This window comes from Agromyces sp. GXS1127 (genome assembly GCF_050565425.1).
Classification (GTDB): Bacteria; Actinomycetota; Actinomycetes; order Actinomycetales; family Microbacteriaceae; genus Agromyces.
In genome coordinates this window covers 32,892-57,961 of record NZ_JBOCIG010000007.1, presented here as the reverse complement: position 1 = coordinate 57,961, position 25,070 = coordinate 32,892, and the positions used below count along the sequence as shown (strand labels likewise).

The 25,070-nt window shown below is 72.0% G+C and carries 24 protein-coding genes; 14 read left to right on the top strand and 10 right to left on the bottom strand.

Features of this window, described 5'->3' with window-relative positions; genetic code table 11:
- Positions 1-72: 72 nt before the first annotated feature.
- On the bottom strand, positions 73-672 hold the full coding sequence (locus tag ACQ393_RS13495; protein ID WP_430647375.1) for an MFS transporter: 600 nt from the start codon (positions 670-672) through the stop codon (positions 73-75).
- Positions 627-1,418 carry an MFS transporter gene (locus tag ACQ393_RS13490; RefSeq protein WP_430647374.1) on the bottom strand — a complete coding sequence of 264 codons (792 nt, stop codon included), beginning with the start codon at positions 1,416-1,418 and terminating at the stop codon, positions 627-629. The genes ACQ393_RS13495 and ACQ393_RS13490 overlap by 46 nt, the downstream gene beginning before the upstream one ends.
- Before the next feature lie 92 nt (positions 1,419-1,510).
- Between ACQ393_RS13490 and ACQ393_RS13485 the strand changes: the two genes are divergently transcribed.
- Complete coding sequence (locus tag ACQ393_RS13485; RefSeq protein WP_430647373.1) at positions 1,511-2,461, top strand: oxygenase MpaB family protein; 951 nt, start codon at positions 1,511-1,513, stop codon at positions 2,459-2,461.
- 71 nt (positions 2,462-2,532) lie between these two features.
- Here the strand turns inward: ACQ393_RS13485 and ACQ393_RS13480 are convergent, their stop codons facing one another.
- The 3 genes from ACQ393_RS13480 to ACQ393_RS13470 form a co-directional block, all read right to left on the bottom strand.
- Positions 2,533-4,674: an ABC transporter ATP-binding protein gene (locus ACQ393_RS13480; RefSeq protein ID WP_430647372.1), complete on the bottom strand. Its 2,142-nt coding sequence runs from the start codon at positions 4,672-4,674 to the stop codon at positions 2,533-2,535.
- A complete protein-coding gene (locus ACQ393_RS13475) occupies positions 4,671-6,404 on the bottom strand; it encodes an ABC transporter ATP-binding protein (protein WP_430647371.1) in 1,734 nt (577 codons plus the stop codon). The genes ACQ393_RS13480 and ACQ393_RS13475 overlap by 4 nt, the downstream gene beginning before the upstream one ends.
- A gap of 272 nt (positions 6,405-6,676) precedes the next feature.
- The gene (locus tag ACQ393_RS13470; RefSeq protein WP_430647370.1) at positions 6,677-6,850 is read right to left on the bottom strand and encodes a CsbD family protein; all 174 of its coding nucleotides are present in this window, start codon (positions 6,848-6,850) and stop codon (positions 6,677-6,679) included.
- A gap of 227 nt (positions 6,851-7,077) precedes the next feature.
- Here ACQ393_RS13470 and ACQ393_RS13465 point away from each other — a divergent pair, with 227 nt between their 5' ends.
- On the top strand, positions 7,078-7,455 hold the full coding sequence (locus ACQ393_RS13465) for a YciI family protein (protein ID WP_430647369.1): 378 nt from the start codon (positions 7,078-7,080) through the stop codon (positions 7,453-7,455).
- Between the two features lie 32 nt (positions 7,456-7,487).
- A complete protein-coding gene (locus ACQ393_RS13460; RefSeq protein ID WP_430647368.1) occupies positions 7,488-8,717 on the top strand; it encodes an RNA polymerase sigma factor in 1,230 nt (409 codons plus the stop codon).
- 51 nt (positions 8,718-8,768) lie between these two features.
- On the opposite strand, the gene ACQ393_RS13455 is transcribed toward ACQ393_RS13460, so the two are convergent.
- Complete coding sequence (locus tag ACQ393_RS13455; protein ID WP_430647367.1) at positions 8,769-9,122, bottom strand: DUF2510 domain-containing protein; 354 nt, start codon at positions 9,120-9,122, stop codon at positions 8,769-8,771.
- Entirely contained in the window at positions 9,119-9,943 is an 825-nt protein-coding gene (locus ACQ393_RS13450) for a sulfite exporter TauE/SafE family protein (RefSeq protein WP_430647366.1), read from the bottom strand. Before ACQ393_RS13450 ends, ACQ393_RS13455 begins: the two co-directional genes overlap by 4 nt.
- A gap of 335 nt (positions 9,944-10,278) precedes the next feature.
- Here ACQ393_RS13450 and ACQ393_RS13445 point away from each other — a divergent pair, with 335 nt between their 5' ends.
- Positions 10,279-10,482: a cold-shock protein gene (locus ACQ393_RS13445; protein ID WP_400996499.1), complete on the top strand. Its 204-nt coding sequence runs from the start codon at positions 10,279-10,281 to the stop codon at positions 10,480-10,482.
- A gap of 199 nt (positions 10,483-10,681) precedes the next feature.
- Here ACQ393_RS13445 and ACQ393_RS13440 read toward each other — a convergent pair whose 3' ends face one another.
- On the bottom strand, positions 10,682-11,152 hold the full coding sequence (locus ACQ393_RS13440; protein WP_430647365.1) for a VOC family protein: 471 nt from the start codon (positions 11,150-11,152) through the stop codon (positions 10,682-10,684).
- A 150-nt stretch (positions 11,153-11,302) separates the two neighbouring features.
- Here ACQ393_RS13440 and ACQ393_RS13435 point away from each other — a divergent pair, with 150 nt between their 5' ends.
- From ACQ393_RS13435 to ACQ393_RS13420, 4 genes are read left to right on the top strand one after another with little or no spacing between them, the layout of a single operon-like run.
- The gene (locus tag ACQ393_RS13435; protein ID WP_430647364.1) at positions 11,303-11,668 is read left to right on the top strand and encodes an ArsR/SmtB family transcription factor; all 366 of its coding nucleotides are present in this window, start codon (positions 11,303-11,305) and stop codon (positions 11,666-11,668) included.
- Positions 11,669-11,672: 4 nt separating this feature from the next.
- Positions 11,673-12,158, top strand: a complete 486-nt coding sequence (locus ACQ393_RS13430) for an SRPBCC family protein (RefSeq protein WP_430647362.1) — start codon at positions 11,673-11,675, stop codon at positions 12,156-12,158.
- Between the two features lie 52 nt (positions 12,159-12,210).
- Positions 12,211-12,666 carry a VOC family protein gene (locus tag ACQ393_RS13425; protein WP_430647361.1) on the top strand — a complete coding sequence of 152 codons (456 nt, stop codon included), beginning with the start codon at positions 12,211-12,213 and terminating at the stop codon, positions 12,664-12,666.
- A 3-nt stretch (positions 12,667-12,669) separates the two neighbouring features.
- Positions 12,670-13,212 (top strand): metallophosphoesterase family protein, encoded by a 543-nt coding sequence (locus ACQ393_RS13420; RefSeq protein ID WP_430647360.1) that lies wholly within the window; start codon positions 12,670-12,672, stop codon positions 13,210-13,212.
- A gap of 37 nt (positions 13,213-13,249) precedes the next feature.
- Here ACQ393_RS13420 and ACQ393_RS13415 read toward each other — a convergent pair whose 3' ends face one another.
- Entirely contained in the window at positions 13,250-15,241 is a 1,992-nt protein-coding gene (locus ACQ393_RS13415) for a BCCT family transporter (RefSeq protein ID WP_430647358.1), read from the bottom strand.
- Positions 15,242-15,303: 62 nt separating this feature from the next.
- Here ACQ393_RS13415 and ACQ393_RS13410 point away from each other — a divergent pair, with 62 nt between their 5' ends.
- The 5 genes from ACQ393_RS13410 to ACQ393_RS13390 all read left to right on the top strand — a co-directional run bounded on the left by ACQ393_RS13410 (position 15,304) and on the right by ACQ393_RS13390 (position 21,762).
- Positions 15,304-16,293 carry an aldo/keto reductase gene (locus ACQ393_RS13410; protein ID WP_430647357.1) on the top strand — a complete coding sequence of 330 codons (990 nt, stop codon included), beginning with the start codon at positions 15,304-15,306 and terminating at the stop codon, positions 16,291-16,293.
- 73 nt (positions 16,294-16,366) lie between these two features.
- The gene (locus ACQ393_RS13405) at positions 16,367-17,287 is read left to right on the top strand and encodes an AEC family transporter (RefSeq protein WP_430647356.1); all 921 of its coding nucleotides are present in this window, start codon (positions 16,367-16,369) and stop codon (positions 17,285-17,287) included.
- A gap of 142 nt (positions 17,288-17,429) precedes the next feature.
- Positions 17,430-18,194 (top strand): DUF1353 domain-containing protein, encoded by a 765-nt coding sequence (locus ACQ393_RS13400; protein WP_430647355.1) that lies wholly within the window; start codon positions 17,430-17,432, stop codon positions 18,192-18,194.
- Positions 18,191-18,724 carry a gluconokinase gene (locus ACQ393_RS13395; RefSeq protein WP_430647354.1) on the top strand — a complete coding sequence of 178 codons (534 nt, stop codon included), beginning with the start codon at positions 18,191-18,193 and terminating at the stop codon, positions 18,722-18,724. The genes ACQ393_RS13400 and ACQ393_RS13395 overlap by 4 nt, the downstream gene beginning before the upstream one ends.
- A gap of 389 nt (positions 18,725-19,113) precedes the next feature.
- On the top strand, positions 19,114-21,762 hold the full coding sequence (locus ACQ393_RS13390; protein ID WP_430647353.1) for a DEAD/DEAH box helicase: 2,649 nt from the start codon (positions 19,114-19,116) through the stop codon (positions 21,760-21,762).
- A 52-nt stretch (positions 21,763-21,814) separates the two neighbouring features.
- Here the strand turns inward: ACQ393_RS13390 and ACQ393_RS13385 are convergent, their stop codons facing one another.
- The gene (locus ACQ393_RS13385) at positions 21,815-22,786 is read right to left on the bottom strand and encodes an EamA family transporter (protein WP_430647352.1); all 972 of its coding nucleotides are present in this window, start codon (positions 22,784-22,786) and stop codon (positions 21,815-21,817) included.
- 240 nt (positions 22,787-23,026) lie between these two features.
- Between ACQ393_RS13385 and ACQ393_RS13380 the strand changes: the two genes are divergently transcribed.
- Positions 23,027-25,051, top strand: coding sequence for a bifunctional metallophosphatase/5'-nucleotidase (locus ACQ393_RS13380; protein WP_430647351.1), 2,025 nt, complete (start codon positions 23,027-23,029; stop codon positions 25,049-25,051).
- Positions 25,052-25,070 lie beyond the last annotated feature (19 nt).

The following is a 25,070-nucleotide window of genomic DNA, read 5'->3' as shown; positions in this document are numbered from 1 at the left end:
GCGGGAGGCGGAGCGAGCGCCGACCCGACGTGCGGGCCGCGGCTGCGGCATCCGCTCGCCCTCGACGGGCGCTCAGCTCGAGCGGTCGGTGCCGCGGTCGCGGCGCCGCGCGCGCGGCTCGTCGAGCCCGATGTGCACGCGCGTGCGGCGCCGCTCGATGACGATGAAGAGCGAGCCGAGCAGCCACAGGGGCACCTGGGTCAGGAACGCCATCCGGAACGCCTCGAGCGTGTAGGTGTCGGGCGTGCCGGCGCCCTGCGCGTCCATCGCGATGCCGATGAGGAGGATCGCGAGGAGCGCGGCCAGGAACCCGCCGACGTTCGTGATGCCGGTCGCGGTGCTGAGGCGGTGGCTCGGGTTGAACGTGCGCGCGTGGTCGAAGCCGATCATCGAGCCCGGCCCGCCCGTGCTCATGGCGAACGCGAGGACGAACAGCAGCCAGAGCGGCGACGGGCCGGGCCACAGGATGACGGCGAGCCACGCCGCGACCTGGATGCCGATGACGGGCAGCACGAGCAGGCGCGACCGGTTCGTGGGGTGCCGGATCGAGAGCGCGCCGATGGCCGGACCCACGAGGATGCCGAACACGACGTAGACCGTGAACAGCAGCGACGCCATCGCCGGGGTCAGGCCCTCGCCGACGGTGAGGAACGGGAAGCCCCAGAGCAGCACGAACGCGGTGCCCGAGAACGGGGTCGTGAAGTGCGACCAGAACGCCAGCCGCGTGCCCGGGTGCGCCCACGACTCCCGGAAGCCCTGCCGGAGGTCGGCCGAGGATCGTGGATGGCGCCCGTGACCGTGTCGACCGAGACATCCTCGACCCGGCCGGGCGGCCGGTTGCGGATGACCGCGAACGTGAGCACGGTGAACAGTGCGCCGAGTCCGGCGAGCGAGCCGAACGCGATCGTCCAGGTCGTCGCGTGCAGCAGGGCCGCGAGCGGCAGCACCGCGAGGATCTGGCCGGACTGGCCGACCAGTCCGGTCACCTGGACCATGAGCGGCGCCTGTCGTTCCGGGAACCAGACCGCGATGACGCGCAGGACGCTCGGGAAGACCGCCGCGTCGCCGGCGCCGAGGAGCATGCGCGCGAAGATCGCCCAGCCGACGTCGGGCGCGAACGCGAGCACGAGCTGCCCGATCGCCATGAGCGCCATGCCCGCGGTGATGATCGGCCTCGCGCCGAACCGGTCGAGCAGCAGGCCGACGGGGATCTGCATGCCGCCGTAGACCGCGAGCTGGATGACGGCGAACATCGACAGCGTCGAGGCGTCGGCGTCGAACCGCACCGCGGCGTCCACACCGACGGCCGACAACGACGAACGGTTCGTGACCGAGACGATGTACGCCGCGACCCCGACACCCCACACCAGCCACAGGCGCCACGTCGGGGCGATGGGGAGCGGGCTGGGGATGGTCACGGCCCTTCGAGGCTACCCCGGCGCTGTGGGGCGCCCGATCGCGTCGACGCCGGGGAAGTGAATCTCCGTTCACTTCTTGGTACGATCGCGGCGTGGACGGCGACGGAGAGGTCGAGGTCGAGGTCGAGGTCATGGGTGACGTCGAGGTGGACGTCGACGCCCACGATGAGGTGGTGGCGCGGACTCGGCCGGGTCGTCGGCGCACCGCCGACGAACGTCGCGCACTCGACGCGATCGAGAACTGGGCGCTCCGCCGCGCCGTGAACTGGACCGTCCTCGCCGGCGGAACCGCGAACGTGATCATGCAGCTCTCGATGCGCCCGGTCGCCTCCGGCGTCATGGAGAGCCCCGTCGTCGAGGGGAACCTCTTCACCAACCCGAAGCGGCGGGCGCGCACCACGATGGCCTACATCGCCGTCACGATGCTCGGCGATGCCGAGGAACGTGCGGCGATGCGCCGGGCGACGAACCGCTCGCACGCTCGCGTCCGCTCCGAACCCGGGTCTCGCGTGTCGTACGACGCGTTCGACCCGGCCCTCCAGCAGTGGGTCGCCGCGTGCCTCTACCGCGGAGCCGAGGACGCGTACACCGCCGTGTTCGGCCCGCCCGAGGGCGCGTTCCGCGACGAGTTCTACCGTCAGGGCATGGTGTTCGGCACCACGCTGCAACTGCCGCCGGAGATGTGGCCGCCCACGCGCGACGACTTCGAGGTCTACTGGCGCGAGACGCTCGCCTCGCTCGAGATGGACGACGAGACCCGGGACTACCTCATGCGGATCGTGCGCCTCGAGTACCTGGACCGCCGGCTCCCGCCCGGACTTCTCCGCTGGCGCAACCGGATGGTCGCCGGGCACCTCCCGCCCGAGTTCCGCGAACTCATGCGGATGCCGTGGAGCGAGGCCGACCAGCGGGCGTTCGACCGGTCCTCGCGACGGCTCGCGCGGCTCATGCACGTGCTCCCGAGGGCGGCGCGTGAGTGGCCGATCCGACGTCAGCTGCGCGACGTGCAGCGGCGGCTCGCCGCCGGGCGCCCGCTCTTCTGAACGCCGGCGCCGAACACGACGGGGGCCCTGGGCCGGACCATGTCCGACCCAGGGCCCCGGTGTCGTGTCGATCAGTTCACGGATGCGTCGGCGGACGCCTCGGCGCCGCCGTCGAACCCGAGTGCCGCCTCGGCGGGCGTGCCGACCGCGGCCTCGGCCTCCATCGCGAGCTCGGCGTCGACGTCGTAGGCCGCCTGCTCGAACTGCGAGTTGTAGAGGCGGTAGTACGCGCCCTGCGCGGCGATGAGCTCGTCGTGCGTGCCCTGCTCGACGATGTCGCCGTGCTCCATCACCAGGATGAGGTCGGCGTCGCGGATCGTCGAGAGGCGGTGCGCGATCACGAACGACGTGCGACCCTCGCGGAGCGCCGCCATCGCGTGCTGCAGCAGCAGCTCGGTGCGCGTGTCGACCGAGCTGGTCGCCTCGTCGAGGATGAGCACGCTCGGCTGCGCGACGAACGCGCGCGCGATCGTGATGAGCTGCTTCTCGCCGGCGGACACGTTCGAGGCGTCCTCGTCGAGCACGGTGTCGTAGCCGTCGGGCAGCGAGTGCACGAACCGGTCGACGTAGGTCGCCTTCGCGGCGGCCACGATCTCGTCGTCGGAGGCGTCCTGGCGGCCGTAGCGGATGTTCTCGCGGATCGTGCCGCCGAACAGCCACGGGTCCTGCAGCACCATGCCGGTGCGCGCACGGACGTCGTGCCGCGTGAGCTCGGCGATGTCCTGCCCGTCGATCAGGATGCGACCGCCGTCGAGCTCGTAGAACCGCATGACGAGGTTGACGAGCGTCGTCTTGCCCGCACCGGTCGGGCCGACGATCGCGACGGTCTGGCCCGGCTCGACGCGGAACGACAGGTCGCGGATGAGCGGCCGGTCGGGCGTGTACGAGAAGGCGACGTGATCGAACTCGATGACGCCGCGGCCATCGACGGCCGCGGGGGCGTCGGGGGCGTCGGCCTCCTCCTCGTCGGCGTCGAGCAGTTCGAAGACGCGCTCGGCCGATGCCGTGCCCGACTGCACGACCGCGGCCATGCCGCCCAGCTGCGAGAGCGGCTGGGTGAACTGCTGGGAGTACTGGATGAACGCCTGCACGTCGCCGAGCCGGAGCTGGCCGCCGGCGACCATCAGGCCGCCGAGCACCGCGATGCCCACGTAGGTGAGGTTCCCGATGAACTGCATGCCCGGCATGATGATGCCCGCGAGGAACTGCGCCTTGAAGGCGGCCTCGTAGAGCTCCTCGTTCTCGGCGCGGAACTTCTCGCTCGCGTCGCGTTCGCGGCCGAAGACCTTGACGAGCGCGTGACCCGAGAACGACTCCTCGACGCGGGCGTTCAGGCGGCCGACCTTGCGCCACTGGATGCCGAACGCCGCCTGCGACTTCGGGCCGATGATGCCGAAGATGACGCCCATGAGCGGCAGTGCGACGAGCGCGACCAGCGAGAGCTGCCAGGAGATCGAGAACATCATGACCAGCACGCCGATGACGGTGAGGATGCTCGTCAGCGCGCTCGAGAGCGACTGCTGCATCGTCTGGGTGATGTTGTCGATGTCGTTGGTGACGCGCGAGATCAGCTCGCCGCGCTGGGTGCGGTCGAAGTAGCTGAGCGGCAGTCGGTGGATCTTCGCCTCGACCTGCTCGCGCAGTCCGTACATCGCCCGGACCATGATCACGTTGATCACGTAGCCCTGGATCCACGACAGGATCGACGCCACGACGTAGAGCATGAGCACGATGATGACGAGCTGGCTGAGGCGCACGAAGTCGATGCCCTCGCCCGGGGTCAGCGTCGCAGCGCCCACGATGTTGGCCAGGTCGTCCTGCCCGGTGGCGCGCAGCTGCTCGACGACCTGTTCCTGCGTGACGCCCGCGGGGAGCTGGAGCGAGATCCAGCCCTCGAAGATGACGTTCGTCGCCTCGCCGAGCACCTTCGGGGCGATCACCGTGAGCACGACGCCGATCGCGCCGAGCAGCGAGACGAACGCGAACGACCACTTCCACGGGGCGAGCAGGCCGAGCATCCGGCGGAAGCTGCGGCCGAAGTCCTGCGCCTTGCCGGGGGCGACCGAGTCCCACGAGCCCGAGTTGATGCGCGCCTCCTCGGCGAGCTGCTGCTCCTCGAGCTGCTCGAGCGTCGGCTGCTGGGCCTCTGCGACCGCCGCCGCGGCCCGACCGCGCGCGCCGCGGCGCTTCGGGGTGCTGTTCTCGCGGCTCATGCCTGGGTCTCCACTCCGAGCTGGGATTCGACGATCTCGCGGTAGGTCTGGCAGGTCTCGACGAGCTCGTCGTGCCGGCCGAGGCCGACGACGCGGCCGTCCTCGAGCACGACGATCCGGTCGGCGTCGGTGATGGTCGACACGCGCTGGGCGACGACGACCTTCGTCACCTCGGGGAGTTCGCGCCACAACGCCTGCCTGAGCCTCGCATCGGTCGTGAGGTCGAGCGCCGAGAACGAGTCGTCGAACACGAGGATCTCGGGGCGGTGCACGATGGCCCGCGCGATCGCGAGGCGCTGGCGCTGCCCGCCCGAGACGTTGGTGCCGCCCTGGGAGATGCGCGCGTCGAGCCCGCCCTCCATCGCGGCGACGAAGTCGCGGCCCTGGGCGATCTCGAGCGCATGCCAGAGTTCCTCGTCGGTCGCCTCCTCGCGGCCGAACCGGAGGTTGGAGGCCACGGTCCCGGCGAACAGGAACGGTCGCTGCGGCACGAGCCCGATGGTCTTCCAGAGTTCGTCGAGGTCGGCCTCGCGCACGTCGGTGCCGTTCACGAGCACGGTGCCGCCGGTCACGTCGAAGAGTCGCGGGATCAGCGAGACGAGCGTGGTCTTGCCCGCACCGGTGGAGCCGACGATCGCCACGGTCTCGCCGCGCTCGGCGCGGAAGGACACGCCCTCGACGACGGCGTGCTCGGCGCCCGGGTACGCGAATGCGACATCCCGGAACTCGACCGTGCCCGGCGTCGGGAACTCCGCGATCGGGTGCTCGGGTCGGGGCAGCGTGGTCTCGGTGGCGAGCACCTCGCCGATGCGCTCGGCGGAGACCGCGGCGCGCGGGATCATGATCGTCGTGAAGGCGGCCATGAGCACGCCGCCGAGGATCACGCCGACGTACTGCATGAAGGCGAAGAGCGTGCCGACCTGCACGTTCCCGGCGTCGACCTCGGCAGCGCCGAACCAGATCACGCCGATCACGGTGAGGTTCAGCACGAGCATGAACAGCGGGAACAGCGTGATGAACAGCGTGCCCACCCGGCGGCCGACATCCATGATGTCGTGGTTCGCGACCTCGAACCGCGCCTGCTCGATGGGCTCGCGCACGAACGCGCGCACGACGCGGATGCCGGTGAGCTGCTCTCGCATGACCCGGTTCACGGCGTCGAGGCGCTTCTGGAAGCTGCGGAACAGCGGCACCATGCGGCTGATCACGAGGCTCGCCACGACCAGGATCGTGATCACCGCGACCCAGATGAGCCAGCTCAGTCCGACATCCTGCTGCAGCGCCATGATGATGCCGCCGACGGCCATGAGCGGCGCGCTGACGAGCATCGTCGCACCCGTCATCGCGAGCATCTGGACCTGCTGCACGTCGTTGGTGTTGCGCGTGATGAGCGAGCCCGGGCCGTAGTGCGACACCTCGCGCTCGCTGAACGCGCTGACCTTGTCGAAGACGTCGTTGCGGATGTCGCGGCCGACGCGCATCGCGGCCTTGGCGGCGAAGTACGTCGCGATGATCGCGGCGACGATCTGCCCGAGCGAGATGGCGAGCATGAAGGTGCCGGTCGACCAGATGTAGCCGGTGTCGCCCTTCGAGACGCCCTCGTCGATGATGTCGGCGTTGAGGCTCGGCAGGTAGAGCGTCGCCAGCACCGACAGGAACTGGAACAGGAGCACGCCGGCGATGAGCCACCGGTAGGGCTTCAGATAGCGGATGAGGAGTTTTCCGAGCATGGTTCTCCGCGAGGTGCGTACGGGGTGTGCGAACGCGGGATGCCGCGCCGTCCGGGCTCGGGCCGTCGCCCGAGTCGCATCGTCAATACTGCATCCAAGCGGATGCCGCCGACATACGTCGGTCGGCCGATATCGCTCACGGCGGAATCGAACCGGAGACTCCGCCCCGCACCATCCGCCCGAAAGACTCCTGAGAGAAGTCGATTCGGGGAGGGTGGACAAGATGATGGGACGCGCACCCCCGCGATGCGCGCCCCATCAGTCCGTGGCCGTTACGAGCGGAACGCGTCCTTCACGTTCTCGCCGGCCTGCTTGAGGTTGGCCGAGGTCTGCTCGCCCCGGCCCTCTGCTTCGAGTCGCTCGTCGTCGGTCGCCTTGCCGGCGGCCTCCTTGGCCTTGCCCTTGAGCTCCTCGGCCTTGTTGCCGATCTTGTCGGACTCACCCATTCGGGGCCCCCTTCCGATCGTGCGTCGCGTTCGGGTGCGACGTCGACGGCAACGTTACGAGGACCGGCGAACCGATCCCAGCCCTTGTCAGGGGCGGATGCCTCTGCTAGCGGAGCGGGCGCCGGATCCGTCGGCGGAATCGGGGATCGTGTCGAGGATGCGAGGTCGGCCTCGACATACTGATGGGGACGATCGTCGCCCCCGCACACCGAGGCAAGGAGCGAACCGTGAAGTACCTCATCCTGATCCAGTCCAACGCGCAGTGGGGCGCCGCCTGGGAGGCGTTCACGCCCGAGCAGCAGTCGGAGGCGATGGCGACCTACATCGACCTCGTCAGCGAGTTGCGCGCATCGGGCGAGCTCGTCGACGCGGAGCAGCTGGCCGGTCGAGAGACCGCCCGCGCCGTGCGCTCGACCGACGGCGTCGCCACCGATGCGCCCCTCGCCGAGACGAAGGAGTTCCTCTCCGGCTACTACCTCGTCGACGTGGAGTCTCCCGAGCGCGCGGTCGAGATCGCCGCCCGGCTGCCCGAGGCGTCGTGGGGCGGCGTGCACGTCCACCCGATCCTCGCCGAGGACGCGGAGCCCGACGTCTCGGTGGCGTGAGCACCGACCCGCAGGGGGAGCGCGGGCGCAGGATGGAATCGATCCTGCGTTCGGCGGCTCCCTCCGCGCTCGCCGTCCTCGTCCGGCGCACCGGCGACTTCGACGCGAGCGAGGACGCCCTCCAGGAGGCGCTCATCGCGGCCGCGACGCAGTGGCCGCGCGACGGCGTGCCGGAGCATCCGCGCGCCTGGCTCGTCGCGGTGGCCCAGCGGCGCCACGTCGATGCGGTGCGCAACGAGATCGCGCGCCGCAGGCGGGAGGAGCGCGACGCCGTGCTCGCGCCGGTCGACGAGGGGCGCGCGCCCGCGGCATCCGCTCGCGACGACACGCTCGCCCTGTTCGTCCTCTGCTGTCACCCGGCGCTGTCCCGACCGTCGCAGCTCGCGCTCACGCTCCGCGCCGTCGGCGGGCTCACGACGGGCAAGATCGCGCGCGGCCTGCTCGTGCCCGAGGCGACGGTCGCCCAGCGGATCTCACGGGCGAAGCAGCGCATCCGCGCCGCGGGCGCGCGATTCCGGCTGCCCGAGGCCCCGGAGCTGCCCGGCCGCACCGCGGCCGTACGCCAGGTGCTCCACCTCATGTTCACGGAGGGCCACACGGCGAGCGCGGGCGACGCGCTCGCGCGCCCCGACCTGACGGCCGAGGCGATCCGGCTCACCCGACTGCTCCGGGCGGCGACGCCGGCCGAGGTGCCATGGTCCGCGGAGACGGACGGGCTGCTCGCGCTCATGCTGCTCACCGAGGCGCGCCGGCCCGCGCGACTGCGCGTCACGTCGCCCGGCGGCCCGCCCGAGCTCGTCCCGCTCGACGAGCAGGATCGCACGCTGTGGCGGCGCGATCTCATCGACGAGGGCGTCGGCATGGTCGAGCGCGCACTCGCGACCGGCGAGCCCGGTCCCTTCCAGTTGCAGGCGGCGATCGCCGCCGTGCACGCCGAGGCGCCGTCGACCGCCGAGACGGACTGGGTCGAGGTGCTCGGGCTCTACGACCTGCTCCGCGTCGTCGGTCCCGGGCCGATGGTCGAACTCGGCCGGGTGGTCGCGGTGGCCATGGTGCACGGGCCCGAACGTGCGCTCGACGACCTGGCGGTCGTCGCGCTCGAACCCGCCCTCGCAGGGCACTTCCGCGTGCACGCCGTGCGGGGCCACCTGCTCGCGCTCGCCGGGCGCTCGGACGAGGCTCGCGCCGAGTTCGCCGTCGCGGCGAGCATCGCGCTGAACGCGACCGAGCGCCGGTACCTCCAGGCGAAGGCGCGCGCCTGACCGACGCCGAGACCACCGGGGCGCCGACGCGCCGCGGCGGCGCTCCGCGCTTCAGCCCCCGAGCGCCACCCCGAGCGCCGCGCACGCCACGACGAACGACGCGACGGCGGTGAGCACGCTCGCCGCGGTGAGCAGGCGCACGGCGGGGTGCGCGATCGGCCCGACCCAGGGGGTCTCCGGCCGCAGCGGCACCGTGGTGGTGTCGGAGAGCGGCTCGGGCATCCGCGTGGTCGCGTGCATCGCGGGCTCCTCGGCGGCGTGCGCGAGCTCGGCGTCAGGCTCGCGAGCCGACGCCGCCGCGGCGGCCGTGTGCGGCGTCCACCCCGTGCCGTCCCAGTACCGGAGGAGGTGCGGTTCGGTCGGGTCGGGATGCCACCCGGCCGACGCCGGGTCCGAGCCGGTCACGCCGCTCCGGACCGGCGGGCCCGGACGGCACGCACGGCGAGCTGGGCCGCGGCGACGACGAGCAGCGCGGCGAAGAGCCATCCGCCCACCGCAGGCGGGATGAGGAACGCGAGCGCGACGCCCGGAAGCGACGCCACCGTCGCGGCGATCCCGACGATGAGGGCCACGCGCAGGTCGACGAGCCCGCCGCGGAGGTTCTTCGCCGAGCCGCTCACGGCGGTCGGGATCATCGCGACGAGGGAGGTGCCGCGGGCGATGAGGTCGCCGAGCCCGAAGACCGTCATGAACGCGGGCACCATGATGAGCCCGCCCCCGACGCCGAAGAGGCCGGAGGCGATGCCGACGACCAGCCCGAGCGCGACGAGCCCGACGGCGGGGCCGGGCTCGAGGGGCACCGGGTCGGCCAGGCGGTCAGGGGTGCCGAGCGCGAGGCGAACGGCGACCACGACGAGCAGCGCGATGAACATCCATCGCAGCCACTCGAGCGGGAGCCTCGCGAGCAGCGTCGCGCCGATCCAACCGCCGGCGATGCCGCCGATCGCGACGAGCCCCGCCGCGACGAGGTCGACCTGGCCGTTCGCGAGGTACGCGATCGAGCCGGCGAGCGCCGTCGGCACGATCGCGGCGAGCGAGGCGGCCGAGGCGCGGCGCTGGTCCATCCCGGCGAGCAGCATCAGGAGCGGCACCATGACGATGCCGCCGCCGACGCCGAAGAGCCCCGAGAGCAGTCCGCCGACCACGCCGACGACCACGAGGCGCCAGGCGGCCGGTCGCCCGGGGGAGGGCGCGGGGTCGGCGGGGTCGGGTCCGGGGGTCGGCACCCGGTCACTCTAGCGGCGGCGCGCGCCGACGACCGACGGGGACCGGTGCCCATCCCGGGTCACGATGTGACGTCGGATCCTGTGCCCGGGCGCGGCCGATGCGATAGGCTCGAACTTCCTCCACATACGCGGGCGCCCGCCCGTATCACGATCGATTGCCCGGAGGCGGCACGTTCCGCAGGCATGACCCGAGACCGAGGGCAGCGCGTGCGATGCACGGCCGGCCCCTCGGACCACCGCCCGCCGGCATCCGTCGTCGGGCCTGCGGACGGCCGAACGGCCGAACGTGAGCGGGCCGAACCGTTCGGCCCGGTTCGAACGAAGGACACAGCAGCATGGCAACCGGAACCGTCAAGTGGTTCAACGCCGAAAAGGGCTTCGGCTTCATCGCTCCCGCTGACGGGAGCCCCGACGTCTTCGCCCACTTCAGCGCCATCACGGGCAGCGGCTACCGCTCGCTCGAGGAGGGCCAGAACGTCGAGTTCGACGTGGTCCAGGGCCAGAAGGGCCTCCAGGCGGAGAACATCCGCGCGATCTGATCGCGCGCGGGCGATGCCGCCCGCACTTCCCGGACGCCGGGTCGGAGCATGCTCCGACCCGGCGTCCGTCGTTCAAGAAGGACGACTGGTTGTCCGAGCTCTTCGACTGACGCGGTACGACCGGCACGACGGGCGCGCCCGGCCACCCGGCCACCCGGCCGGGCGCGCCCGCGCGCTCGCGCGCTCGGGCGCTCGGGCCTCAGCCGGCGGCACCCGCGTCGCCGTCGGCCGGCGCTCCGCCGCCCTCGGGCGGCGTCGCCTGGCCGATGTTCACCATCCACTGCACGCCGAAGCGGTCCTTCAGCATGCCGAACGCGTCGCCCCACGGGGACTGCTCGAGCGGGAGCACCACGTCGCCGCCGTCGGACAGGGCCTCCCAGTAGCCGCGCAGTGCCTCCTCGTCCTCCGGGCCGCCGCTCAGCGAGACGGCGAAGTTCGTGCCGGCCTCGAACGGCATCTCGTTGGGGGTGTCGGCGCCCATCAGCGCGAGCCGGTCGGAGCGGAGTTGGCCGTGCATGATCTTGTCGCCCTCGACGCCCTCGGCGTCGCCCTGGCCGAAGTCGGCGAACGTGCTCAGCGTCAGCTCGCCGCCGAACACCGAGTGGTAGAACTCCATCGCCTCGCGCGCTTCGTCGCGGAAGCTGAGGTACGGGTTGAGCAGCACGGACATCGAAGTCTCCTCGATCGGAACCGGTGCGGGGCGAACGGCCCGCACCGCCGATCATGCACCCGACCGACGACGTCCGCGACGGGTGTTGACGGATGAGCCCTCGCGGCGTACATTAACAACCGATCAGTTGATCAAGCGATTGGTTGAATAATGGATGCCGCAGCCGCCGACGATCGGCTCGACCGCGCCTTCATGGCGCTGGCCGACCCGGTGCGCCGCAGCATCGTCGCCCGGCTCAGTCGTGGGCCGGCGACCGTGACCGAACTCGCCGAACCGTTCGACATCACCACGCAGGCGGTGTCGAAGCACATCCAGGTGCTCGAGGCAGCGGGCCTCGTCACCCGGAGCCGCGACGCGCAGCGCCGCCCCGTGCACCTCGACGCGGCCGCGCTCGAGACGCTCACCGAGTGGATCGACCGCTACCGCCTCATCCACGAGCAGCGGTTCCGTCGTCTCGACGCACTGCTCGCCTCCGCCGACGGCCCCGATGCCGCGGCATCCACCGGACAGGAATGACACCATGACCACCGAGACCACCAACCCCGTCACCATCGACGCGCCCGAGGGGCTGCCCTACGTCGACATCGAGCGCGTGTTCGACGCGCCGGTCTCCGCAGTCTTCGACGCCCACCGCGACCCCGAGAAGGTCTCGCAGTGGCTGGGCCCGAACGGCTACGAGATGCAGATCGAGCGCTGGGACTTCCGGCCGCAGGGCGGGTACCGCTACGTCCACGTCGATCCCGACGGCGGCCGCTGGGCGTTCAACGGCACGTTCCACTCCGTCCGGGAGAACGAGTTCGCGGTGCAGACCTTCGAGTTCGAGGGCGCGCCCGATGTCGTGAGCATCGAGTCGATGGCGTTCGAGGACCTCGGCGACGGACGGACGCGGCTCCGCGGCCACGCCGTCTACCCGACCCTCGAGGCGCGCGACGCCATGGTCGAGCACGGCATGGCGAAGGGCGTCATCGAGGGCTTCGAGCGGCTCGACGCCGTCCTGGCCGGCTGAGGCGAGGCATCCGCCGACCGTCCGAAGAAACTTCCGGAAGAGGAGCATCACCATGGACTGGACGCTCGAGGTCGTCATCCTGCCCGTCGCCGACATCGATCGCGCGATCGAGTTCTACCGTGACCGGGTCGGCTTCGCGCTCGACCACGACACGCACGCGGGCGAGCACCGGTTCGCGCAGCTCACGCCGACCGGCTCGGGCTGCTCGATCGTCATCGGCACGCTGCCCGCGCAGACCGAGATGCCGCCGGGCTCGCTGAAGGGCCTGCAGCTCGTCGTCGCCGACGCCGAGGCCGCGCGCGCCGAACTCGTCCGGCGGGGGGTCGACGCCTCACCCGTCCAGGTCATCGACCCGCGCGACGGCGGCACCTTCTTCGGGTTCGCCGACCCCGACGGCAACACGTGGGCGGTGCAGGAGCTCCGCGTCCGGGGTGAGCGGCCCCTGATCCCGCTCCGGGCGCGTGGGCGCTTCGGCGACGAGCAGGGCTTCGGCGACGAGCGGGACTGAGGCGTGGCCTCCCTCGTCCTCCTCGCCGACACCCATGTGCCGAAGCGCGCGAGCGGCCTCCCGCCCGAGGTGTGGGCGGAGGTGGACGCCGCCGACCTGGTCGTCCACGCGGGCGATTGGGTGGATGTCGCGACCCTCGACGCACTCGGAGCGCGCGCTCGGCGGCTGGTCGGCGTCGTCGGCAACAACGACGGCGCCGACCTGCGCGCGCGCCTGCCCGACTTCGCCGTGATCGACGTCGACGGGCTCCGCGTCGGCGTGATCCACGAGACCGGCCCGGCGGCCGGGCGCGAGGCGCGCATGGCGGCCGACCACCCCGACCTCGACGTGCTCGTCTTCGGGCACAGCCACATCCCGTGGGACACGACCGCGCCCGGCGGCCTCAGGCTGCTCAACCCCGGGTCGCCGACCGACCGCCGCCGCCAGCCCGTCGCGACGTTCATGACGGCCGAGGTCCGCGACGGGGCGCTCGCCGAGGTGCGGCTGGTCGCCGTCGATCCGTCGTGGCGCATGCGATCCGCGGGCGCCGGGCGCCGGCCGGACTGACCGTCGGATCGGCGCAGCCGATCCCGCAGGGGGCCAGTCAGTGCAGCGGATCCCGCCCGTCGTCGTCGGTCGTGCGATCGGGCACCTCGGCGACGTCGCCGCGCGCTCGCGGATCGTGGTCGACGATCTCGTCGACGTCCTCGGTCGCGACGCCGCCGGCGTCGGCGTTGACCGCGTCCAGCGAACGGTGCGACGCGTGCCGGGGCGGCAGGTCGCCGTCGACGTGCGTGAGCACGGGCCGGAGCGGCCGCCCCGCGGCATCCGTCTCGCCCGCTCCTCCGGGCGCCGCCGCACCCGGCACCCGCAGCACCGGCATCGTCGGCTGGTCGTGCCTGAGTCCGAGTCGACGACCGAGCTGCCGCACCCACCTGGGCCCGCGGCCCATTGCGCCCTCCTCGAGCGGGGCCTCGACCTCGAGCCCGTAGTACTCGCCGATCTGGTCGACGAACTGCGCCCGCCGCGCGAGCTCGTACGCCCGCCGCTCCCGGCTGAAGGCGATGACGGTCGACCAGCACATGAGCAGCATCACGATGCTGAACGGCAGCGCGATGATGATGGCCGCGGTCTGCAGCGCCTGCAGGCCCCCGGTCAGCAGCAGCGAGATCGCGAGGAGGGCGGTGACGAGCGTGAAGAACGTCCGGACCCACTTCCGCGGGTTGATCTGCCCGCCCGTCGCGATCATGCCCATCACGAGTGCGCCCGAGTCCGACGAGGTGACGAAGAAGATCGTGATGAGCAGGATGACACCGAAGGTGAGCAACCCGGAGGCGGGGAAGAAGTCGAGCAGCGCGAAGAGCGTGCTCTCGACTGCGACCGCGCCGTCGGCGCCGACGAGGCTGCCCGGGTCGGTGAGCTCGAGGTACAGCGCCGACCCGCCGAGCACGCTGAACCAGAGGATGCCGATCAGGGTCGGCACGATGATCACGCCCGCGACGAACTGGCGCACCGTGCGGCCGCGCGAGATGCGCGCGATGAAGATGCCGACGAACGGCGCCCACGAGATCCACCAGCCCCAGTAGAACGACGTCCACGAGGCCTGCCACGCCTCGCCCTCGGCGCCCTGGAAGGCGCTGACGTTGAACGAGAGGCCGATGAAGTTCTGGATGTACGCGCCGATCGACTGCACGAACTCGCGGAGCAGGAAGGCCGTCTGCCCGAACGTGAGGAGGAAGAGCACGAGCACGCCCGCGAGGATCAGGTTCGTCGACGAGAGCCACTTCATGCCCTTCGTCACGCCCGAGAGCACCGACGCGAGCACGAACACCGTGATGACGAGGATGATCACGACCTGCGTCGTCTCGGTCGGTTCGACGATCCCCGCGGCGTCGAGCCCGGCACTGATCTGCAGGACGCCGAGGCCGAGCGAGGTCGCCACGCCGAACAGCGTCCCCGCGAGCGCGACGACGTCGATCACGTTGCCCCACGCGCCGCGCACGCGGCGGCCGAGCAGCGGCTCGAGCGTCCAGCGGATCGAGATCGGGCGCTTCCTGCGGTGGATGGCATAGGCGAGGCCCAGGCCGACCACGACGTAGATCGACCAGGCGTGGATTCCCCAGTGCAGGTAGGTCTGGCTCAGCGCCGACTGCGCCAGCTGCTCGGGCGTGCCCGAGACGCCCGGTCGCGGCGAGACGAAGTGGCTGAGCGGCTCGCTCGCGCCGTAGAACACGAGGCCGATGCCCATGCCGGCGGCGAACAGCAGCGAGAACCAGGCGCCGAGCGAGAACTCGGGCTTGTCGTCGTCCTCGCCGAGCCGGATGTCGCCGTACCGGCTGAAGCCGACGAACAGCGCGAAGGCGACGAAGAACGCCGCGATCAGCACGTAGTACCAGTTGAACGCGTTGACGATCGAGGCCTGGATGGCGCCGAAGAACGTCTCGGCGAGGTGCGGCGCGAGCAGGGCGAAGGCGCTGAACGCGATGACGACGACCGCTGCGGGCCAGAACACCCATCGCTCGATGCTCGTCTTCGGGAGCTCGGGCCGCCTCCGCCTGGCGCCGTCGGTGGGCTGGGTGTTCGCCGTCCCGTCCATGCCCGCCACCCTACGCCCCGCGATTAGGCTCGGACGGGACATCCGTCGACAAGGAGCACCGCATGCAGACCCGCACCCTCGGCCGCACGGGCCGCACCGTCTCGGCCATCGGACTCGGCACCTGGCAGCTCGGCGCCGACTGGGGCGAGGTCGACGAGGCCGACGCGCTCGCGGTGCTCGACGCGTCGCACGAGGCCGGCGTCACCGTGTTCGACACCGCCGACGTCTACGGCGACGGCCGCTCCGAGACGCTCATCGGCCGCTGGCTCGCCGCCAACCCCGGCGCCGGCGTCACGGTCGCGACGAAGATGGGGCGACGGATGCCCCAGGAGCACGACAACTACGTGCTCGAGAACTTCCGCGCCTGGACCGACCGGTCCCGCCGCAACCTCGGCGTCGAGACGCTGGACCTCGTCCAGCTGCACTGCCCGCCGACCTCCGTCTACTCCGACGACGCCGTCTACGACGCGCTCGACACGCTGGTCGCCGAGGGCGCGATCGCCGCGTACGGCGTGAGCGTCGAGAAGGTCGACGAGGCGCTCGCCGCGATCGCCCGTCCGAACGTCGCGACGGTGCAGATCATCCTCAACGCGTTCCGGCTGAAGCCCGTCGAGGAGGTGCTGCCGGTCGCCGCGCAGTACGGCGTCGGCATCATCGCCCGCGTGCCGCTCGCGAGCGGCCTGCTCTCCGGTCGCTACACGCTCGACACCGAGTTCGCGGCGAACGACCACCGCTCGTACAACCGGCACGGCGAGTCCTTCGACGTGGGCGAGACGTTCTCGGGCGTCGACTACGCGACCGGCGTGCGCGCGGCATCCGAGTTCTCGGCACTGGCGAAGCAGGCGGCGCCGGATGCCACGCCCGCCCAGGTCGCGCTCGCCTGGGTCGCCCGGCAGGACGGCGTCTCGACCGTGATCCCGGGCGCGCGGAACCCCGAGCAGGCCCGCGCGAACGCGGCCGCCGGGTCGCTCGACCTGCCGGAGTCGTTCGACGCGGCCGTCCGCGACCTGTACGACCGCGACATCCGCGCGTCGGTGCACCACCGCTGGTGACCCGGCGGGATCCCCGCGGCGGCTCGACGTGGAGCTCCGCGGGCGCTCCCGCCCCGCCTGACGGCGGCGACGCGTGATCGACATCCTCACCGGGTTCGCGGTCATCGCGCTCGCCGTGGTCGTCGGCTGGATCGCCGCGCGCACGGGCGTGCTCGGGCCGAACGCGCGTCCCGTGCTCGCGCGCCTGAACTTCAACGTGCTCTCGCCGTTCCTGCTCTTCTCGGTGCTGTCCACGTCCGACGTGCACGCGCTGTTCTCGGCGCTGCTGCCGGTCTCGGCGATCGCCGCGGCCTCGGTCATGCTCGTGTTCGGCGCGATCTCGCTGCTCGTGCTGCGGCGCGGCGTGGCACGGACCACCATCGGCGCGCTCGCGAGCGGCTACGTCAACGGCAACAACATCGGCATCCCGATCGCGCTGTACCTGCTCGGGAACGCCGCCTACTCGGCGCCGATCGTTCTGCTGCAGCTGCTGCTCTTCGCCCCCGTGGCACTCGCGGTGCTCGGCGCGACCGTCGAGGGCCGGACCTCCGTCCGCGGCATCCTGCGCTCGACGTTCACGAACCCGATCATCATCGGCTCGCTCCTCGGGGTGCTCGTCTCGGTGTCCGGCCTCGAGCTGCCGCCGATCATCCAGGACCCGGTCCACCTCATCGGCCAGGCGGCGGTGCCGCTGATGCTCATCGCGTACGGCATCTCGCTGCACGGGAAGCGGCTCCTCGAGCCGGGCACGGGACTGCGCGACGTCGTGATCGCGGCCACGCTGAAGCTCGCGATCATGCCCGTGATCGCGTGGACGGTCGGCGCGTTCGTGTTCGGCCTCGACGGGCAGGACCTCTACGCGGTCACCGTCCTCGCGGCGCTGCCGACCGCGCAGAACGTGTTCAACTTCGCGCAGCGGTACGAGACCGCCGAGGTCGTGGCGCGCGACACGGTGTTCGTCACGACGGTCGGCTCGGTGCCGGTGCTGCTGCTCGTGTCGGTGCTGCTCGGCTGATCGGCGCCGGCGGGCCGGCGGCGGCGGGCCCGCGGCGGCGGGCCCGCGGCATCCGCTCGCCCTTCCATCGATCCCCGCCCGGTTCCGTCGTGACGGTCGGAGGCGGCAGGATGGTGCAACGCACCGATGCGAGGAGACCCGAATGCCCTTCCTGCGCGACGACGGCGCCGTGCTCGACGAGCTGCCGCTCGCCCAGCGACCCGCCGACGGCTACCGGTTCGCGCTCCGCGCGCCCGTCGTCTACGTCGACGAGCCGACCGGTCGGCGCTACCGCGCCCCGGCCGCCGGCGAGGCGCCCCCGCCCGCCGGCATCACCGACCTCGCGTCGGTGCCCACGCCCCTCTGGGGGCTGATCGCGAGCTACGGCCGGCAGTCCGCCCCGGCGATCCTGCACGACGCGCAGTCCCTCGCGGCGGCCGCCCTCGACGACCCCGCCGCCGCGCTCGCGCAACGCCGCGAGGACGACGACCTCTTCCACCGCGCGCTCCGCGAGCAGGGCGTGCCGGTGCTCCGCGCCCGGCTCATGTGGGCTTGGGTCTCGGCCGACCGGGAGCGCACCTACGCTGGATGGCGCGGGTGGCTGCTGCTCGGCCAGGTCGGCCTCGGCGTCCTCGCCGTCGTCGCGGCGGTGGTGCTCGCGGTGATCGCGCACCCGGCCTGGCTGCTGCTCGCGCTCGCGCCGGCGCTCGCAGCCCTGGCATGGGGCGGCCTCGCGCGCCTCGTCATCGTGCTGACGTATCCGCTCGCCCTGCTCGCACCCGTGCTGCTCGTGCAGCTGCTCGCCATCGGGGTCTTCCGCGCGGTCGAGGCGGTGGTCGAGCTCGTCGCCGGCGGCGACGTGCGCTCCGTCGTGCGGCCGACGGTGCGGCCCGACCCCGAGGGCCGCGACGCGGGAGGCGTGCGATGACGCGCGCACCCGGTCCCGTCGTCGTCATGGGCGTGTCCGCCTCGGGCAAGTCGACGGTCGGCGAGCGGCTCGCCGATCGGCTCGACGTGCCCTTCGTCGACGGCGACGACCTCCACCCCGAGTCGAACGTGGCGAAGATGCGCGCCGGCACCCCGCTGACCGACGCGGACCGGTTGCCCTGGCTGGACCGCGTCGGCGAGGTGCTCGCGGAATCGGCGCGGCCCGGGATCGTGGTCGCCTGCTCGGCGCTGCGGCGCGGCTACCGCGAGCGCATCCTCCTCGCCGCCCCCGGCACCCGGTTCGTGCACCTCGACCTCTCGGACCGGGAGCTCGCCGAGCGAGCCGGTGATCGGTCCGGGCACTTCATGCCGGCGGCGCTGCTCGCCTCGCAGCTCTCGACGCTCGAACCGCCCGAGCCCGACGAGCCGGCCGTCGTCGTCGACGCCGACGCGCCGATCGCCGAGGTCGTCGAGGCCTCGGTGGCGTGGCTCGACGCCGACGCCGACGCCGACGCCGATCGGCGGGCCTGAGGCCCACCGCCATCCGACCTTCAGGGTTACCCCTGATGCCCGCCGCGCTCGCCCTCCGTACCGTTGGACACGGTCGAGCACCGAGGACATGCAGGGGGAACTGTCTCCTCGTCGCCGACCGGAGAGCCGGCCGCGCCAACCCGACCCGCGAGGGCGGCGCAGGCCGGCTCCCCCCGGATCCGACCGTGCGGCGGGCGCCTTGGGGGAGGCGCCCCCGCACGGCGTCGGGGGTGGGCGGCAGACCCGGCCGGAAGCGCCCTCCTGTGACGAGACGTCGCGCAGGCACGATGGGACCCTGCATCCGTGACGTCTCGAGAGCGCCGCGATGCGACATCACGTCGTGCACGCCGGGCGGGCGCCGCCGCGCCGCATGCGGCAGACTCGAACGGATGACCCCCACCCTGCTCGAGGCCGCCCCGCGCCCGTACGACCCCGACGCCATGTACGACGCGTTCGTCGAGTGGGCCGACGGCCGGGGCTTCGCGCTCTACCCCGCCCAGGACGAGGCGGTCATCGAGCTCGTCTCCGGCGCGAACGTGATCCTGTCGACGCCCACGGGCACGGGCAAGTCGCTCGTCGCGGTCGCGGCGCATGCGGCATCCGTCGCCCGCACCGCCGCCGACCGCGACGCCGGCCGGCCGTGGGGTCGCACCTACTACACGGCGCCGATCAAGGCGCTCGTGAGCGAGAAGTTCTTCCAGCTCGTCGAGATCTTCGGCGCCGCGAACGTCGGCATGGTCACGGGCGACAGCTCGGTGAACGCGGATGCCCCGATCATCTGCTGCACGGCCGAGATCCTCGCGAACCTCGCGCTCCGGCAGGGGGCGGATGCCGCGGTCGACCAGGTCGTCATGGACGAGTTCCACTACTACGGCGACCCCGACCGCGGGTGGGCGTGGCAGGTGCCGCTCATCACGCTGCCGCACGCGCAGTTCGTGCTGATGTCGGCGACGCTCGGCGACGTCACGGACATCGCCGACGACCTCACGCGTCGCACCGGCCGCGACACCGCGCGGGTGACCGGCGTCGAGCGCCCCGTGCCGCTGCACTTCTCCTACGCGAAGACGCCCGTGCAGGAGACCGTCGAGGACCTCCTCGCCACGAAGCAGGCGCCCGTCTACATCGTGCACTTCTCGCAGGCCGCCGCGATGGAGCGCGCCCAGGCACTGTCGTCGATCCGGGTCGTGACGCGCGAGCAGCGCGACGAGATCGCCGAGGCGATCGGCGGCTTCCGCTTCACGACCGGGTTCGGCAAGATCCTCTCGCGCCTCGTGCGCGCGGGCATCGGCGTGCACCACGCGGGCATGCTGCCGCGCTACCGGCGCCTCGTCGAGACGCTCGCGCAGCGGGGCCTCCTCCGCGTGATCTGCGGAACCGACACGCTCGGCGTCGGCATCAACGTGCCGATCCGCTCGGTGCTCATCACCGCGCTCTCGAAGTACGACGGGCAGCGGATGCGGCAGCTCACCGCGCGCGAGTTCCACCAGATCGCGGGGCGGGCCGGCCGTGCCGGCTACGACACCGCGGGCACCGTCGTGGTGCTCGCGCCCGACCACGAGATCGAGAACGAGACCGCGATCCGCAAGGCGGGCGACGACCCGAAGAAGCTCAAGAAGATCGTGCGCAAGAAGCCGCAGGCCGGCTTCGTCACATGGGGCGAGGGCTCGTTCGAGCGCCTCGTCGACGCGGAGCCCGAGCCCCTCGTGCCGCAATTGGCGCTCACGGCCGCGATGCTGATCAACGTCGTCGGACGCGGCGGCGACGTCGTCGGCGGCATCCGCTCGCTCGTCTTCGACAACCACGAGCCGCGCGCCCGCCAGTACGAGCTCGCGCGCCGCGCGCTCGGGATCCTCCGCACGCTCCGCGACGCCGACGTCGTCGAGATCCTCCCCGCTGCGCCCCATTCGCCGAGTGATACCGGCGCCGCCGAGGGATACCGGTCCACCGGCATCACTCGGCGCGAGGGGTATCACTCGGCGCAGACCAGCGGGGCCGCGCTCGGCGTCGAGCTGCGGCTGACGGTCGACCTCCAGCCGAACTTCGCGCTCAACCAGCCGCTGTCGCCGTTCGCGCTCGCCGCGATCGAGCTGCTCGACCCGCAGACGAGCGAGCAGGGGACGGGCCACTACTCGCTCGATGTCGTGTCGATCATCGAGTCGACGCTCGACGATCCGCGCCCGATCCTGTCGCAGCAGCAGTACAAGGCCCGCGGCGAGGCGGTCGCCGCGATGAAGGCCGACGGCGTCGAGTACGACGAGCGGATGGCGCTGCTCGAGGAGGTCACCTGGCCGAAGCCGCTCGACGAGCTGCTCGCGCACGCGTTCGAGACGTTCGCGTCGAGCCAGCCGTGGGTGCGCGACTTCGAGCTCAGCCCGAAGTCGGTCGTGCGCGACATGTTCGAGCGGAGCATGTCGTTCGGCGAGTACGTGTCGTACTACCAGCTGCAGCGCAGCGAGGGGCTCGTGCTCCGCTACCTCTCCGACGCGTTCCGTGCGATCCGCCAGACCGTGCCCGACGAGCACAAGGACGAGGAGCTGCTCGACCTCATCGAGTGGCTCGGCGAGCTCGTGCGCCAGGTCGACTCGAGCCTCGTCGACGAGTGGGCCGAGCTGGTCGACCCGACCGCGCACCTGCCCGAGGACGAGGCGCCCGTCGTGCCGCCCGCGCCGCCCTCGGTCGTCACCAACCGCCGTGCGTTCACGGTGCTGGTGCGCAACGAGCTGTTCCGGCGGGTGCAGCTCGCCGCGCTGGAACGCGACGCGGAGCTCGCCGAGCTCGACCCCGACGTCGGCTGGCCCGACGTGCTCGACCGCTACTACGACGAGCACGACGACATCCTCACCGGCGGCCCGGCGCGCTCGCCGCGGCTCGTCACGATCGACGAGACGGATGCCGCGGCCGGCACCTGGCGCGTCGAGCAGGTGATCGACGACCCGGCGGGCCACCACGATTGGCGGATCCGCGGCGTGGTCGACCTCGAGGCGTCGGCCGAGGAGGGCACCGCCGTGGTCCGGGTCGGCGAGGTCGTCCGGCTCTGAACTCGCGTCGCGTCAGGGCGCCGATCCCGTACGGCCGCCCAGCGTCGCGCGCTCAGGCCAGCGCGAGCAGGCCTGCAGCCACGAGCGCGAGCGCGAGCCCGGCCCACTGCACCGGCGCGATGCGCTCGCGCAGGACGATCGCCGCGAGCAGGATCGTGCCCGCCGGGTACATCGCGCCGAGCACGGCCGCCACCGCGAGGTCGCCCGCGCGGATGCCGAGCAGTAGGAGCACGTTGGCCGTCGCGTCGACCACGCCGCAGGTGAGGGCGAGCGCGAGCGCCACCCGGAGGTCGCGGAAGCGCGTCGGGCCGGTTGCCTTCGGCCGCGGGGCATCCGGCACCGGGCCGAGGTCGGCCGACGCCGTCGCGCCCGCCGCACCCGATCGGGCGGCGCTCACGTCCAGCGCGCCGGATCGGGCACGCAGGGTGGCGAACACGGTCAACGCGCCGAAGGCGGCGAACAGGAGGGTCGCCGAGACGACGCGGTTCGCGACGAGCGGCACGACGCCCGAGGCATCCGCCGTGTGTGAGATCACGATGTAGTACCCGCCGATCGCGAGTCCGGAGCCGACCGCGAGCAGCAGCCCGCGCGCGCTGGGCCGCACGGCACCGCGCTCGGGCACGAATCCGACGAGCACGACCGCGACGAGGGCGACGCCGATGCCCCAGACGCCGAGCGGCCCGAAACGCTCGGCGCCGACGAGGGTGCCCCACAGCATCGGCGTGATGGCCGACATGAGTGCCGTGAGCGGGGAGAGGATGCTCATCGGACCGATCGCGAGGCAGGCGTACAGCAGTGCGATCGCGACGGCGCCGACGGCGCCCGAGAGCGCGCCCCAGCCGAGGTCGACCGGAGTCCAGACGCCGCCGAGCAGGGGCAGCGCGGCGAGCATCGCGACGAGGCCCGCGACGGACGCGACGGCGGTCGCGAGCAGCGCGCCCAGCCGCCGCGCGGCGAGGCCGCCGAGGAAGTCCGCAGCGCCGTAGACGATCGCGCCGGAGAGCGAGAGGACCGCGGTGAGCATCGCCGATCAGCCTAGACGCGACCGCCGATCCTGCTCATCTGAGCGAGCGATGCTGCTCATCCGAGCAAAATCGGCTGATTCGTTGAACGCCGCGTGACGAGTGGGTCAAGTCCCTTCCCTCTGCGCGGGCCCCGCCATAGGCTGCCGAACATGCCCGCCCGTACCCGGGGTGGGCATGTGCGACGCCGGGGGAACGCGTAGGCCGATCTCCCGCATCCGTCTTGCAGAGGAGATCACGCAATGCAGCAACGTTCCCCCGGTGCGGCTCGCCGTGCCACGTCCACCACGCGCACCCGAGGTCGCGCCGTGGCCGGGGCGCTCGCCGGAGCCACCGCCCTCGCGCTCGCCCTCGGCGGCGCGCTGTCCGCGCAGGCCATCCCCGACGGCGGGTTGCCGCCGCAGGCGCTCGCCAAGTCGAAGGCGTTCGTCAACCTGAACCTCGTGACCGTGAACGACTTCCACGGACGCATCGAGGAGAACGGCAGCGCCGCGGGCATCGCCCGCCTGTCGGGTGCGGTGCAGGAGATCCGCGACGCGAACCCGAACACCGTCTTCGCCGCCGCCGGCGACCTCATCGGCGCCTCGACCTTCACGTCGTTCATCCAGCAGGACGTGCCCACCATCGAGGCGTTCAACGAGGCCGGGCTCGACGTGAGCTCCGTCGGCAACCACGAGTTCGACGCGGGCTTCGACGACCTGACCGACCGCGTCATGCCGCTCGCGCTGTGGGAGTACCTCGGCGCGAACGTCTACGACAAGGCAACCGGCGAGCCCGCGCTTCCCGAGTACTGGGTGGCCGAGTTCGAGGGCGTGCGACTCGGATTCGTCGGCGCCGTGACCGACGAGCTGCCGTCGCTGGTGAGCCCCGCCGGCATCGCCGACATCGAGGTCGGCCCGCCCGTCGAGGCCGCCAACCGCGTGGCCGACCAGCTGAGCGACGGGAACGACGCGAACGGCGAGGCCGACATCGTCGTCCTGCTCGTCCACGAGGGCGCGGCAGACACGACCGTCGAGTCGGCGACCGACCCGAACTCCCGGTTCGGCGACATCGTGCTGAACTCCAACGACAACATCGACGCCATCGTCTCGGGCCACACGCACCTCGCGTACAACCACGTGATCGATGGCCGACCGGTGATCTCGAGTGGCCAGTACGGTGAGCGCTTCAGCAACATGGAGATCACCTACAACGCGAAGAGCGGCAAGATCGCGCGGATGAAGAACACCATCTACACGATGGCGGTTCGCGACGCGGACGGGAACATCACCGGCTACATCGCCGAGCCCGACCCCGACGTCGTGCCCATCGTCACCGATGCGGTCGCGGTCGCCAAGGAGCTCGGCAGCGTCGTGCTCGGCGACGCGACGGCGAACTTCGGTCGCGCCGTGCGCGCGAACCCGGCCGGTGCACCGTCGTTCCCCGAGAACCGCGGCGGCGAGTCCGTCCTCGGCAACTTCGTGGCCGACGTGCAGCTCTGGGCCCTGAACGTCGACGGCACCCGCAGCGTCGACATCACCTTCATGAACCCGGGCGGCCTGCGTGCCGACCTGGCGTCGGGCGAGGTGACCTACGCCGAGGCGGCGGCCGTCCAGCCGTTCGCGAACACGCTGGTCTCGATGGACCTCACGGGTGCGCAGATCAAGCAGGTGCTCGAGGAGCAGTGGCAGCCGGCCGGCGCGTCGCGTCCGTTCCTCAAGCTCGGCGTCAACGAGGCGTTCACCTACACGTACGACCCGACCGCTGCCGCCGGCTCGCGCATCACCGAGATGTGGCTCGACGGCGTCGCGATCGACCCGGCGGCGACCTACTCGGTCGGCGCGAACTCGTTCCTCGCCTCCGGCGGTGACAACTTCTTCACCCTCGGCGACGGCGCGAACAAGGCGGACAGCGGCAAGATCGACCTCGAGTCGATGGTCGACTGGTTCGACGCGTTCGGCACGGCCACGCCCGACCTGAAGCAGCGCGCCGTCGGCGTGAACCTGCCCGGCGGCACCTCGGTCTCGGCCGGTGCCTCGGTCACGGTGAACCTGTCGTCGCTCGACTTCACTCGCGACGAGACCGACGCCGACACCGTGGTCGTCTCGTTCGGCGGTGCGCCGCTCGGCAGCGCGCCGATCGACACGGCGTACACGCCGAACACCGACGAGGTCGGCAAGGCGACGGTGACCTTCACGGTCCCCGCGGGCGCGAGCGGCCCGACGACGTTCGTCGTGACGGTCCCCTCGACCGGCACGACCAGCTCGTTCACCCTGAACGTCGGCTGACGTCACCCCCACGACGGAA